The following is a 12,961-nucleotide window of genomic DNA, read 5'->3' as shown; positions in this document are numbered from 1 at the left end:
AGTCACTTCCCGAGCCGCTTTGCCGCGGCGGCGCGCCGGGCGAACACCTTGTCCTGGGTGTCCTGCATCTCCCGGAGCGCGGCCTTCCGCTCGCGCTGTGCGAGCCGGTCCAAATACAGCCGGCCGTGCAGGTGATCGGTCTCGTGTTGCAGGCAGCGGGCGAAGTACCCCCTGCCCTCGATCACCAGAGGTTCGCCGTCCTTGTCGCGGCCCCGGACGACGGCACGGTCGAGACGGGGCACCACCCGGTAGGGGCCGGGGACGGACAGGCAACCCTCGAATTCGTCCACCAGTCGGCGGTCGGCGGCGGACACGTCCTCAAGAACCGGGTTGGCGATGTGCCCGACGTGGCGCACGCCCCACTCGTCCGTGATGTCCCACACGAACAACTGCAGGTCCACATCGACCTGGTTGGCGGCGAGCCCGGCGCCGAACGCCACCTCGTTGGTGGCGAACATGTCGTCGATCAGCCGCGCCAACTCCACCGTGCCGAACTCGGTCACCTCCCGGCACCGACGGTGCAGGACCTCTTCCCCGACGACGGTGATCCTGCGCAGCTCGCCCCGTTCCACCTCCGGCGCGAGCCGTGGATAGGACTCCACGGGCCTGCCCTGTACCCGCACCCGGCGATCGCGTTCCGTGTCACCGAACCCGACAGTCACGAACCATCAACTCCCTTTCCAGGCCGCGGCTCAGCCGACGGGCCACCGCTGACGCGATGGCCCGTCGGCTTGCCAAGAGCTTTGCAAAGTAGCAGACTTTGCAAAATGAGTGATGGAAACCGTCGAGTCGAAGCCACGGAGGCGCTCCAGGACCGGGCCCGCCGTCTCCTGCCCGACCACCCCGTGCGCGTCGCCCTGCTCGACCTGCTCGCCGAGGTCGGCACGCTCACCTCCACCGAGGCCGCCGCCCGCCTCGGTCACAGCTCCGGCCTGTGCTCCTTCCACCTGCGCCAACTCGCCCGGTACGGCCTGATCGAGGAAGTCCCCCACCGAGGGGGCCGGGCCCGGCCGTGGCGGCTGCGCTGGGGCACTCCCGACCCCGCCAACGCAGAAGAACCGGCGGAGTTCACCGCCCTCACCCGCGGGCTGGAGGACGAGAGCTACCAGCACTGGCTGACCCACCGGGACCAGGCGCCGGCGCAGTGGCAGCAGGACGAGTCCTTCAGCGCCGTCCTCCACCTCACCCCGTCCGAGACGGCCGAACTCGCGACCTCCATCCGCCGTCTGTTCGCCCACTACCGCGACCGGGATGCCCACCCCGCCACCCGACCGCCGGACGCCGTTGCCGTCGCCGCCGTCACCCGGCTGTTCCCGCTCCTGACCGACCGTCGGACGCCGCCCCTCGCGGGGCAGGACGACGCCCATAGGACGACGGATTGACGGGTTGGCGGGTTGGCGGGTTGGCTCACCCTGCTCGACGGTCAGGGGGACCGGCCCCCGAGCGGGCCGCTCAGTAGAAGCCGCGGACGAACACGTCCGACTTGCCGTTGGTGTCGCCGGGCATGATGTCGTCGGCCGTGGACCGTGGAGGTTTGACAGGCCCTAGCGTCGACGCCCCGCCACCCCGTCCTGCCTCGTCAGCCGCTCGTGCTCCTCGTCGGACACCTGCACCCCGGACGCCGGACGCAGCTGCGGAACGCCGTTCACGATGGGGTACAGACGGCGCAGTCGCGGGTTGTAAAGGGCGTCGCCGGCCGGTGGCGCAGCCGCGGCGGGGTCGGTGCCGGACAGCACGAGGCGCAGCTCCCCCTTGTCCAGCGGACAGACGAGGATGCCCAGCAGCGGGTCATCGGGGTTCATGGGCGGTCAGCTCCTTGGTGACTCTCGTCGAAGGCGGCGGGCCGGTCGGGCCGGTCGGATCGGTCGCTTCGATCGGCTCCGGCGGGTCGTGCTTGGGCATCACGAGGAGCACCGAGACGGCCAGGACGGTCCCCGTGACCCGCAGCGCCAACCGCACCGGATCCTCCGGCAGCGCCTCACCGAACGCGAACGTACCCAGTACGGCGGTGAACACGCTCGTCACCGTCGTGCACACGGGCACGATCAGGGAGACCCGGCAGCGCTGGAGCGCCACCTGCGACATGACCAGCCCGAAGGCGCCGGTGAACAGGAGGAGATAGGGGTACGGGGAGCCCAGCACTCCGAGCAGCGCCGCGCCGGGCCGGTCGAGCAGACCGGTCAGATGACCCGAAAGCCCCTTGATCGCCAGCGAACTCACCCCGTACAGCAGCCCCAGGGCGATCCCGTAGTCGACCCCCGTCGCCGGCTTCCGGTGCCGCCGTCGCACCCGGCGCTCCGCGACGGCGTACAGCCACGTCCCGGCCGCCAGCGTCGGCGCGCAGACCAGCAGGATCGTCGTCACCGGCGCGTCGCTGCCGACGGCGCCGGTGTCATGGGACTCGTGGGGCAGGGAGAGGACCACCATCACCAGGGCCCCGAGGACCGCCCCGATGGCGAACCGCTCCCGCCCCGACGTCCGTTCGCCCAGCAACCGCCCCGACAGCAGCAGGAGCAGCACCAGGCCGGAGACGAAGATGCCCTGCGCGGCGGCGATCGGCAGCGTCCGGTAGACGATGAGTTGCGCCCCGAAGCCGGCGGCCAGGGCCAGCGCGCCACCGATCCACTGCACGTTGCCGAGGACCAGCCGCAGCAGCCGCGCGGGCTCCCGCACCGAGATGGCCGGCAGGCTCGCGAGCGCCCGCTTCTCCAGGACGAATCCCGTGCTGTAGAGCACGTTCGCCAGCAGTGCGGCGGCCACCCCCCACCACACGGCCTACGTCTTCCGGGCGTGCAGCAGCAGGATCGAGGAGAGCGAAGGGGCCGCGCACGCCAGCCGGTCCAGGGGCCGCAGCGGCCGGGGCACCCCGTGGAAGGGCGCGCCGGCGACCCGTACCACCTCGAAGCCGGACGCGGCCACGAACTCCCTGAGCGCGCGGGCCGTGTAGAGCCTCAGGTGCCCGACCACCTCGCTGCCCGGACGGCCGTGGATGGCGCGCAGGCTGACCTCGGAGAAGACGGGTTGGACTCCGGCGAGCAGCAGTGCCCGGTTGTACCAGGCGGCCAGGTTCGGGGTGGACAGCATCAGATGGCCGCCGGGTCGCAGCACCCGCCGCAGTTCGTCCAGGGCGCTGTCCGGGTCGACCAGGTGCTCGATGACCTCGCTGAACAGTACGGCGTCGGCCGCGCCGGATTTGAACGGCAGTGCTCCGGTGCCGAGTTCGGCGCGTACCACGTCGGTGAGCCGGGTCCGGGCCCGGCGCAGGGCGTCCTGCGACCAGTCGACACCGACGACGCGGTGGCCGGCGAGCAGCGGCGCGGCGGTGGCCGCCGCCGTGCCGTCGCCGCAGCCGACGTCGAGGACGACGGCGGGTCGCGCCGCGGCCGGGCCCAGCGCGGCGGCGAGCATCCCGGCCTGCCGCAGGCTGCGGGCGTCACCGGAGGCGACGGGCACGGCGGGATTCTCGTAGAACTCCCGAAGTCCTCGGGGGGCTGCTTCGGCGGTCGCGCCGGAGGCCCCCGCGTCGGTGTCCGTGTTCGGCCGGGCCGTAGCCGTCATCCCGAACCTCCTTCCGTCGCCCCGCCGGCACCGGTCGTGGCGAGCTCCGTCGCGTCCAGGCACCGCTCGAACCGTTCCAGCAGCCTCGCCCCGTCCTCCGGGGCCAGCAGCGCCTTCGACCAGCGCAGCGCGAGGTGCAGCCGCCCGGCGGTGGACGCCGTCGCCACGCTGAGCCCACGGGGCATCCGCGCGGGTGCCGAGAACCACACGGCGTCCGCGCGGCCCGCGTCGCCGAAGTCCAGTGCGTGGGCGAGGCGGCCGATGTTGCTCAGCAGCGTCGTGGAGGCCCACGGCCCCGCCGCCCGCTGCAGACCGCGGGCCACGGCGGCACGCCACGCCACCGGCAACACCGGAGCCGTCAACAGGCCGGCACCGTAACCGAGTTGTGGACGGTGTACGGCCTTCAGGACGCGAGTGCGGTCGGCCGTCCGGCGCAGCAGTGCACCCATGGCGTCCGGGTCCGGCGCGGCGAGCCCGCGCTCGACCGCCGCCAGCTCGGCCACGGTGAAGGGGACTTCGACGAGTCGGGTGCCGTTTCCGATGGGCATGGCCGCGCCGCGCGGCCGGTCGTCCACCACCATCGTGATCCGGATCGGGCGCGGTGGGGCGCCGTGCTCCCGGTTCCAGTGCGCGATCGCCAGCGCGGTGGCGACCAGGAGCTGGTCGTTCACGGTGTACGGGGCGCCGGGCGGGCGGCGCGGTACGGCCAGGTCGACCACCAGCAGGCCGTTGCCCGGGCCGCCGGGCGGGTTGCCGCGCGCCACGCGGGCGGGCGGCACCCAAGGGGGCGTCCCCGGCGGCGCCGCGGCCCGGCCCCCGGGAGGGGTACGGACCGGGGGCGCCGCGTGCGCGGCACGCCGACCGCCGTACAGCTCGGCGGCCGTCGCGAGGACCCGCAGGGCCGCGGGGGCGTCCAGCGCGGTGTGGTTGACGGTGAGGAACAGGGCCGTACCGCCGGGACGTTCCGGGTCGTCGACGACGTCCACCCTGATCGGCGGGGACGCCGACAGCGGAGGAGCGGAGGCCAGGCAACGCTCCCTGGCCCGCTCCAGCGCCTCGGGCTCCGGCTCCGGAACCGTCACCACGTCCACGCCCGGGTCCGGCTCCTCGGTGAGTTCCCAGAAGTAGCGGCGCCGGTACCAGGGGCCGGGTGCCTGGCGCACCTGGGCGCGCGGGTGGCGGCGCAGGGCTTCGGCGAACGCCCGCCGCAGCCGCGCCGGGTCCACCCGCCCCGGCAGCCGGACCTCGATGTGGATCGACTCGGGCTCCTCCTGCCGGAGGCAGTGCCGCTCGACCTCGTCGACGACGGGGAAGGGCACCAGGACGGGCCGCGCGGCCGGCACGCGACGCACGGGCCCGTCCACGGCCGTCACTGGTCGTCACCTCTGGGAGTGCCGGGGGCACCGGACTTCCCGGGGTGTGCCGAGGCGTCGGGGGCGGGCAGACCCTGCTGCTCGGCACTCGGCTGAGGACTCGGCTGAGGACTCGATCCGGTACCGGCACCCGCCCCGGAGCCGGAGCCAGGACCAGAGCCTGAGCTGGGATCGACTTCGGCCGTCCGTCCGAACCGTCCGAGACCACCGACGGTCACCAGGGCCGCGAACAGCGCGATGAACGCGAGGAGCTGGGCAACGTACCCGAACGCCCCCTCCCCTGCGGCCGGAGCCTCACCGGCGCCGGTCGCCGCCGCGACCCCCGCCCCCGCCATCGCGGCGAACGCGATCGGCACCAGCAGCGCGTGCCGCCGCAGGGCGACCAGCGCGAGCGCCGGCACCAGCAGCGCGAACCAACCCGCGACCACCACGGCCACCACGGTCACGGCCGCCAGGCCGAGGACCGTCCCCGGCCCGCTCGGCACCGTCGCCGTCGCGGCCTGGGCCGTGCGTTCGGGGTTCTCCTCGCGCCTGCGGTACAGCACCAGCCCGATCAGCGCGAGCAGGGCGACGCCGCTGACGACCAGCCCGATCTCGTACGTCCGGGTCGGCTCGTACGACAGCTTGACCGTGCCGCCCTCGCCCTCCGGGACCTCGAAGCCCTGCTGCCAGCCGTCGAGCCGCAGCGGCGTGAGCTCCTTGCCGTTGAGCGTGGCCTTCCAGCCGTCGTTGAAGTTCTCGTACGTCGTGAGGTACGAGGCGGCGCCCGCACCGACGGACACCTCGCGGCGGTCGTCCTGCCAGTCGCCGACGGTGAGGTCCCGGCCGTTCGCCGCCGGCGCGGCCGGCTTGCCCCGGGTGAGGGTCACGCCCGTGATCGCGAGCGGGCCCGCGTCCCCGGCCTCCACCTGATGTGCGCCCTCGTCGAGTGCCAACTGTAACTTCTCAACGCCTTGTTGACAGAGTGTCACATCGATGGGGCGGCGTTCCACGAGGTCCCTGACAGTGCCCTTCGCGCTGGTCGCATGGAGGGTTCCGTCGACTGCCAGGGTGGGTCCATCGCCGCACTTCAAGGTGAACGGGCGGTTGGCAGCCGTCTCCTTCGTGCGGTGGTTGGCGAGGAACGGGACGTGCAGTTCGCTCAGGCCCACGGGGAGCTGGAGGTCGTCGTCGGCGAGCGGGTTGTACAGGGTCACCGGCGCGGTCCGGGTGATCTTGACGGTGATCCGGTTGGTCGTGATCGGGTCGAACCGGGCCCACCCGTTGTCGTCGACGTCGGCGGTCGCCGCGCCGTGGGGGGAGCTGATCTCGATCTTCGTGGGTCGGGCGGAGAGCCCGCCGGCGCCGGCCAGCACCAGCGAGTCCACGGACTTCATGCCGCGCCACTTCAGATGGATCACCGGCTTGTCCCCGGCGATCCAGGCGGTCGTCAGATCGCCGTCGGTGAGGTTCCGCGCCGACAGCTCCGCGCCGAGCCGGGCCGTGGAGTCGGCGGTCGCGACGATCTGCCGCCGCTGCTCGGGCGCCACCTGGTACAGGAGCCTGTCGAGCTGCTCGCCGGGCACCGGCACCGCGCTGATCGCGACGTCGTGCGCTCCTGCCGTGCCGGTGGTGAAGGAACGGTGCAGCCCCGGTTCCGTACCGGCCGGGGAGAGCCCGCCCGGGTCGGAAGGCCGGTGCAGCGAAACCGTCTCGGCCGCCGCCTTCGAACCCGCGCCGTCGGTGGGCAGCTTCAGCATCCGCGTCACGGTGACGTCGGGGACGGCGATCTCGGCGAACCCGGCACCGGTCAGCCCCGGCCGGTCGGCCACCGCGTCCATGATGGTGAGCTTCAGCCAGCTCGTCTCACCCGGCGGCGCGGCGATCTTCTGCGTCTTGCCGTCGGCCGACAGCGTGCTGATCACGCTGTCCTGCTCGGTCTCCACCTTCACCCGGGTGGCGGCGGCCCGCACCCCGTCCTGCGGGAGCGGGGTCACCTCAAGAGACGACGGCAGCTGCTGCTTCCCGTCGAACGCGATGCGCAGCCACTGCCCCTTCGAGCTGCCGGGCGCGCCCTCGGCCCACGCCGTGTCGGGGTTGCCGTCGAAGGCGTTCACCGGGTCGTACTGCGGCAGGTGGAACAGCCAGTTGCCGCTGGAGGACGCCGTCACCTCACGCGCCCCGCGCAGCTCCGCGACCGTCTGTCGCTCGATCCCCTTCTTCGGCAGGATCTGGCGCGGGGCGTCCCCGGGGTCCTGCACGCTGTCGGCGTGGTTGCGCTCGTTCTCGGTGTACGTGTACGAGGTGTTGGTGTTCACCAGGCCGAACCGGGTGTCGGCGCGCCGCAGTCCGTCGGCGGTGACCTGGAGCGCCGGTTCGTCGACGCCGGGGTGGTCGTCGCCGGTCAGCACGGTGGGCCGGTTGCGCAGCGCCGGGTCCGCGGAGAGCGGCAGCAGCGACTCGGGCCCGCCGGACACCACGGCCGTGTCGGCGGCGGCGTACATTCCGGCCCGGCCGGGCTGTTCGGAGCCCTTGGCGGGCGCGAAGATCTCCACCGCGCGCTGCTGCGGGTAGAGGCCCTCGACCTGGAGGGGGGTGTCGTCCGCGATCCGGCCGCCGGTCATGACCGGGCCGAGGCCCTGCACCCGCTGGTAGCCGGACTGTTCCAGGGCGCGCTTCACCGTCGGCGTCGGCACGTAGCCGAGCTGGTCCGGGTCGAGGTCGTTGCGGACCACGACGTAGTGCAGTCCGGCCCGGCTCAGGTAGTCCCGCAGGCCCGGTATCGCGGCGCCGGTGAGCAGGGCCTGCTCCACGGCGTCCATGGCGCGCCGGTTCCCGGCGGTGCCGAACGGCACGTAGTCGCGCTGGGCCCAGGGGGATTCGGCGAGGACGTCGAGGGGCTGGTCGATGGGCGAGCCCCAGGTGTAGATGCCGTGCGCGGTCGCCGGGACCACCAGGGCGCGGCTCTCCGGGGAGTTCTTCTCCAACCAGTCGGCCGTGGCCTCCCAGTACGTCGGCAGCTTCTTGAACGAACCCGGTTGCAGGACGGACCCGTTGACGTACGGCAGGAGGAGCCCGGGCAGCACGAGCACCGCCGCGATCAGCGGGGCGAACCGCCGCTCCCACCGCACTCCGTGCCCCGGACGGGCCCCGCGCTCCCGCGCCACGACGGCCGTGAGGTGGACGAGCCCGAGGACCAGGGCGAGTGCGAGCCCCGGCTGGAACTTGTAGATGTTGCGGAACGGTGCCAGCGCTCCGTCCAGCAGATCCTGTACCGGCCCGGCGAACGGGGCGCCGAACTTCCCCGCGTAGCCGGAGAGGGTGAGCAGCGCGACCGTCAACACGGTCAGCACCAGCCAGCGGCGCTCCGGCAGGTCCCGTCGGGCGAGCCCGGCAAGCCCCAGGGCGGCGGCCAGCGCCGAGCACACGATGACCGGGGCCGACGCCGCGACGCTCCACCCGGCGGGCAGCCAGGCGTCACCGAAGTGCAGATACGCCACCCAGTTCCCGGCGCCGCGCAGGGTTTCCGTCGCCGCCATCGTGTCCGTGGTGACCTGTGACGTCTCGATGTACGGGAGGAAGTTCTCGCCGTACGCGCTGAAGATCAGCAGTGGGACCACCCACCACAGCGTCGCCAGGACGACCCCCGGCACCCACCACGCGATGAGCTTCAGCTTCCGCGGGCCGTTCGGTCGGGACAGCAGGTAGAGGCCCACGGGCAGCAGTGACGCGAGGGTCGACACCGCGTTGACGCCGCCCATGAAGGGGATCAGCACTGCGGAGCGCAGCGCGGCGACCCGCGCGCTGTACCGGTCGTCGGTGAGCGGCAGCAGCACCCACGGCAGCAGAGCGCCGGGCAGCGCGGCGGCCGACGTGGACCCGACGACGATGGTGAACGTCGGCCACAGCGCGTACACCACGGCGCCGAGCAGCCGCGTCGAACGGGTGCCGACGCCGAGGCGTTCGGCCAGCCGCAGCGCTCCCCAGAAGGCGGTGGCCACGATGAGCGACAGCCACAGCCGTTCCGCCAGCCACACCGGCAGCTGCACCAGATCGGCGAGGCCGTAGTACGGGAGCATCGGGAAGGCGTACCCGATGTACTGGTTGGCGAGCCCGCCGAAGCCGGCGCGGTCCTGCCACAGCTGCCCGAGGTCGGCGATGAACTGCCACGGGTCGGCGGCCACGCCGAGCTTCGTCTCGAACGTCATGCGCCCCGGCGACACCGCCAGGAAGAGCACGAACACCGCGGCCCAGAATCCCAGGAGCCACCGGCGCGACCGGGGCCCGTCGGGCGGGTCCTGGGTCGCGCCGGTGGTCCGGACGACTGCCGGAGGGGGAACCTGGGCCGCTGGGGCCGTACTGGTCATGGACACCGCCGAAGAATGAGGAGGAGATTCCAGGTAGCGAACTCACGTAGGACCGGCACTCGGGTCACCGCTCCGGCCAGGAACGGCCAGTAGCGGGAGCGGGCGGCGACCACCGTGACGTCGGTCCTGGCCCGTACCTGGCGCAGGGTGGGACCGATGTGCACGGCGAAGAGGTTCTCGCCGAGGGTGTGCTTGGCGGGGCGGCCGGTGCGCCGTTCGTGGCGGGCCCGTGCCCTCGTGGCGCCCAGGTAGTGCCAGGGCGCCCATTCGTGACCGCCCCAAGGGGACAGCCAGTTGGTGAACGAGACGTAGATCAACCCGCCGGGGCGGGTCACGCGGGCCATCTCGCTGAGGAAGGTCTGCGGATCGTCCACGTGTTCAAGGACGTTGGAGGAGAAGCACACGTCGGCCGAGCCGTCCGCGAGCGGCAGCAGGAAGCCGTCCGCGACGACCGCCCCTTCGGGCGGCTTCGACCCCAGCTCCGCAAGGTCGGGCTCGAAGAGGTAGCTGTGCGCGCCGCGCCGACGGAACTCCTCGGTGAAGTACCCGCGCCCGCCGCCGATGTCGACGACGGTCCGCCCGCTGACGGGCCCGTCGTACGCCTCGACCTGGTCGGCGGCGTCCCGCGCCAGCAGCTCGTAGCACGTCTTGGGGTCCTCCTGCTCGCGCAGGAAGGCACGCAGCAGTGCGAAGGAGCGTTTGAAGGAGGGGTCCTTCATTGTGGTGCGGCGGGCGGCCGTGGGCGGGGCCTCGGCTTCCGCCGCGTCGCGGAGCTTTGCGTCGGGGGTCGTCATCTGTCCTCACCTCCGCCGGGAGTGCGCGGCGGACCGCGGAGCGGTTCCCGGGGCCGACCGGGGCGTACGGGCCGGGCCGCACTGTCCTTGGCCGTGGCCGTGCCCTTGGGCGGCGGCTTCCACGGCGACGTCTCGGAACGCCCGTACCGTGTTGGCCCAGGTGTACTCCGCCGCCAACTCCCGTGCGGCCCGGCCCATCGCCGTCCTGCGCTCTTGGCTGAGCGCCAGTGAGGACCAGGCGGCGGCGAACGCGCTCTCCCCGCGGGCCAGCACGCCGCTGACCCCGTCGGTGACCGAGTCCCGCAGCCCCGGCACGTCGAAGCCGACCGTCGGGGTCGACCGGATCGCGGCCTCCGTGACCACCAGGCCCCACCCCTCCACTGCCGAGGGGTGCAGCAGCAGCCAGGCCGAGCAGAGCAGCCGGTGCTTCTCCGCCTCCGAGACCCGGCCCGCGAACTCCACGCCGACGCCGGCGCGTTTCATCAGCCGGCCCCGCTCCGGACCGTCGCCGACGATGACGAGCCGGCCGCCGGTCACCGGTCTGACCCGCTCCCACAGCCTCAGCAGCAGATCGATCCGCTTGTACTCCACGAGCCGACCCATCGCGAGGAACAACGGCTCGGGTGAGCGCGGGAGTTGGGGTCCGGGCGCCTCGACACCGTTGTGCACCACGCGTATCCGGTGCCGGTCGACGCCGATGTCGCGCAGCGCCCCGGCCGTGGACGGAGAGACCGCGACCATCAGGTTCCGCTGCTGTGCCTCCTTGAGGGCGAAGTGCTCCAGCCGGCGCCCGAGGCGGCCGGCGGGCGCGAGGGCCCGGCCGCCGAAGCGCATGTCCCACAGGTCGGTGTGGACGTGGTTGACCAGGCACAGCGTCGGACCGCGATGCCACAGCGGCGCCAGATAGGGCATGCCGTTGCACACCTCGACCAGCAGATCGCAGTCGCCGACGTGCTGGTCGATGGCCCTGCGGGCCCGTAGGAAGTGGCCGAGGTCGCCGCCCGCCGACACCACGCGGTAGTCGCGTCGGGCGGCGGGGCCGCCGCAGACGAGCGTGACCTGGTGGCCGAGTCGGGTGAGCCCGTCGGCCAACCGGTCGACCAGGATCTCGGAGCCGCCGGCAGCGGGATTGTCGAGGTCGCGGCGGGAGAGGAACACGATGCGGCGCGGCTCGGCGGGCAGCGCCACTTGAGGCTGAGCGGGCCGGGGACCGGCCGTGCGCAGTGAAGCGGGCACGTGCTGGGGCATTGGTGCTCCGACTCGTCTCAGGGGGCGGATCCGTGCGGCGGTCGTGGTGCGGGGATCACTTTCGGCACGGGAGGGCGGACGGACGAAAGGTTGGGGACGGAGGAATGACACGGGTGACACGGGGTGGGACGGGATGGGGCGGTACTCGGGGACGTACACGGCGGTACGGAGTTCAGCGGGTCGGGACTGGTGGGGCCGGGTCCGGGACCGCGCCGGGTGCTGCTCGGCGCGGTTCCGGCGGGGTTCCGGCTCCGTGGGGCGAGCGGGCCCGGAGGGTGCCGAGGCCGCTCTGATGTGCTGTGGTCATGCACGGATGGTGTGTTCGGGTGGGTGGATGGACAGTTTTCGCCCAGTGGTTCGCTGCGGCTACTCACGGAGGTGACAAGTTCCGCACCTGTTACCGGCCGTACTTCATCAGGGGGTGACAGATTCCGGTACCGGGGTTGCTGCTGTGTCCGCAGGACGCCCCCGGTACACCATGACCAAGCCCGCCGCGGCCAGCAGCAGCCCAAGGCCGCCCGCCCCCGCGGGCGCCGTCACACCCACCAGTTGGAGCTTGTCGTTGTCGGCCTTCGCCAGCTCGACCTGCTTCTTCTGCGTCTCCTCGGTGAACGCGATGCGCTTGCTCTCCAGCAGCACCACGGCATCGGACTTCGCACCCGGCGCCCGCAGCGTCTTCTTCGGTCCGATCGACGCGAACAGGATCCGCCCGGTCTTCTGGTCCGCGACGAGCTCGATGCCGTGGTTGGCGTACCACTCCTCGGCGTGGACCTGACCTCGCGCCGGCTGCCCGACGAGCACCCCCGGCACCTGCCGCGTCCCGGTCTTCACCGGGTCGACGGAGCCGGTGAACAGGTAACCCTCGTGGCCCTGGACCTTGGTCTTCTCCTTGAACGCGAGCTCCACGGTGCCGCCGAGCGTGCTGTCCCACCATCGGTAGGGGCGCTGCTTCACGTCGAACGGGAACTTCAGATACGCCTCGCCCTCGAATCGCGGGGTCTCCCCGCAGCAGTGCACGGGGGCGTTGGTCTTCCGGTCGGTCACCCAGCGTTCCACGGTCCACTGGAACGCGTCGTGCGGATCGGACGCGGGCAGGGAGTCGTCGGTGTCGACGCTCGTGGACACGTCCCAGATGGCCCGGCCGCTGTCCTCGCTGTCGGCCACGTCCCCGCGGACCTTCCGGGTGATGGTGAGCTTTGTCTCATCGACGGTTTCGACCTTCTTGGCGTCGAAGTAACTGCCCTGACCTGTGAAGACCGTGGTCACGTCGGTGTCGATCGGGGTGCGCTGGGCGCGCGGCTCGACATACCAGGCGAGCATCGCGGCCAGCACCAGCAAGAAGGTGCCGATGCCCAGCAGAACGAGCGAAAGGGGTGAGGTGGTACGTCGCATCCGGGCACTCCAGAAGGGTTCGAGGCGGCTCGACACGGTGGTGGACAATCTCGGAAACTCTCGGAAAAACTCGGCAGGAAACAGGGGCAGAAGCAGGGGTCACGAGGTGACGGAACGTGTGCGCGCGGGTGGGAAAAGTGCAGCCGCGGTATGGGCCGGGAACCGTAGGCGCACCCTTGACTAGGTGTCAATGCATTGCAGAGACTGACCCCAGCCGGTCGGGGCCGGCACGCGCCATCACGAAGGGCAC

The 12,961-nt window shown here is 72.3% G+C and carries 10 protein-coding genes; 1 reads left to right on the top strand and 9 read right to left on the bottom strand.

Annotated features, from left to right (window positions below; translation table 11 throughout):
* Nucleotides 1-2: 2 nt before the first annotated feature.
* Nucleotides 3-662 (bottom strand): peptide deformylase, encoded by a 660-nt coding sequence (gene def, locus ABZ842_RS33800; RefSeq protein WP_361545764.1) that lies wholly within the window; start codon nt 660-662, stop codon nt 3-5.
* A gap of 105 nt (nt 663-767) precedes the next feature.
* Between def and ABZ842_RS33795 the strand changes: the two genes are divergently transcribed.
* Nucleotides 768-1,382 carry a helix-turn-helix domain-containing protein gene (locus ABZ842_RS33795; protein ID WP_361545761.1) on the top strand — a complete coding sequence of 205 codons (615 nt, stop codon included), beginning with the start codon at nt 768-770 and terminating at the stop codon, nt 1,380-1,382.
* A 162-nt stretch (nt 1,383-1,544) separates the two neighbouring features.
* Here ABZ842_RS33795 and ABZ842_RS33790 read toward each other — a convergent pair whose 3' ends face one another.
* From ABZ842_RS33790 to ABZ842_RS33755, 8 genes are all read right to left on the bottom strand, one after another.
* Nucleotides 1,545-1,802 carry a Trm112 family protein gene (locus ABZ842_RS33790; protein WP_361545758.1) on the bottom strand — a complete coding sequence of 86 codons (258 nt, stop codon included), beginning with the start codon at nt 1,800-1,802 and terminating at the stop codon, nt 1,545-1,547.
* The gene (locus tag ABZ842_RS33785) at nt 1,789-2,760 is read right to left on the bottom strand and encodes a hypothetical protein (RefSeq protein WP_361545756.1); all 972 of its coding nucleotides are present in this window, start codon (nt 2,758-2,760) and stop codon (nt 1,789-1,791) included. Before ABZ842_RS33785 ends, ABZ842_RS33790 begins: the two co-directional genes overlap by 14 nt.
* A 15-nt stretch (nt 2,761-2,775) precedes the next feature.
* Nucleotides 2,776-3,558: a class I SAM-dependent methyltransferase gene (locus tag ABZ842_RS33780; RefSeq protein WP_361545753.1), complete on the bottom strand. Its 783-nt coding sequence runs from the start codon at nt 3,556-3,558 to the stop codon at nt 2,776-2,778.
* Nucleotides 3,555-4,931 carry a condensation protein gene (locus ABZ842_RS33775; protein ID WP_361545750.1) on the bottom strand — a complete coding sequence of 459 codons (1,377 nt, stop codon included), beginning with the start codon at nt 4,929-4,931 and terminating at the stop codon, nt 3,555-3,557. Before ABZ842_RS33775 ends, ABZ842_RS33780 begins: the two co-directional genes overlap by 4 nt.
* Nucleotides 4,928-9,277 (bottom strand): alpha-(1->3)-arabinofuranosyltransferase family protein, encoded by a 4,350-nt coding sequence (locus ABZ842_RS33770; RefSeq protein ID WP_361545748.1) that lies wholly within the window; start codon nt 9,275-9,277, stop codon nt 4,928-4,930. Before ABZ842_RS33770 ends, ABZ842_RS33775 begins: the two co-directional genes overlap by 4 nt.
* On the bottom strand, nt 9,274-10,071 hold the full coding sequence (locus ABZ842_RS33765) for a class I SAM-dependent methyltransferase (RefSeq protein ID WP_361545745.1): 798 nt from the start codon (nt 10,069-10,071) through the stop codon (nt 9,274-9,276). The genes ABZ842_RS33770 and ABZ842_RS33765 overlap by 4 nt, the downstream gene beginning before the upstream one ends.
* Nucleotides 10,072-10,077: 6 nt before the next feature.
* The gene (locus tag ABZ842_RS33760; protein WP_361545742.1) at nt 10,078-11,319 is read right to left on the bottom strand and encodes a glycosyltransferase family 4 protein; all 1,242 of its coding nucleotides are present in this window, start codon (nt 11,317-11,319) and stop codon (nt 10,078-10,080) included.
* 414 nt (nt 11,320-11,733) lie between these two features.
* Nucleotides 11,734-12,711, bottom strand: a complete 978-nt coding sequence (locus ABZ842_RS33755; RefSeq protein WP_361545740.1) for a DUF3068 domain-containing protein — start codon at nt 12,709-12,711, stop codon at nt 11,734-11,736.
* Between the last annotated feature and the right edge of the window lie 250 nt (nt 12,712-12,961).

Source organism: Streptomyces sp. NPDC047315, from assembly GCF_040643215.1.
Lineage (GTDB): Bacteria > Actinomycetota > Actinomycetes > Streptomycetales > Streptomycetaceae > Streptomyces.
The sequence above is the reverse complement of the archived record's forward strand: the minus strand, read 5'-3'. Positions and strand labels throughout refer to the sequence as shown.

Coding starts and splice junctions, on each gene's coding strand:
- ABZ842_RS33795 (WP_361545761.1), top strand. CDS start 768: ATGAGTGATGGAAACCGTCGAGTCGAAGCCACGGAGGCGCTCCAGGAC.
- ABZ842_RS33790 (WP_361545758.1), bottom strand. CDS start 1,802: ATGAACCCCGATGACCCGCTGCTGGGCATCCTCGTCTGTCCGCTGGAC.
- ABZ842_RS33780 (WP_361545753.1), bottom strand. CDS start 3,558: ATGACGGCTACGGCCCGGCCGAACACGGACACCGACGCGGGGGCCTCC.
- ABZ842_RS33770 (WP_361545748.1), bottom strand. CDS start 9,277: ATGACCAGTACGGCCCCAGCGGCCCAGGTTCCCCCTCCGGCAGTCGTC.
- ABZ842_RS33765 (WP_361545745.1), bottom strand. CDS start 10,071: ATGACGACCCCCGACGCAAAGCTCCGCGACGCGGCGGAAGCCGAGGCC.
- ABZ842_RS33760 (WP_361545742.1), bottom strand. CDS start 11,319: ATGCCCCAGCACGTGCCCGCTTCACTGCGCACGGCCGGTCCCCGGCCC.
- ABZ842_RS33755 (WP_361545740.1), bottom strand. CDS start 12,711: ATGCGACGTACCACCTCACCCCTTTCGCTCGTTCTGCTGGGCATCGGC.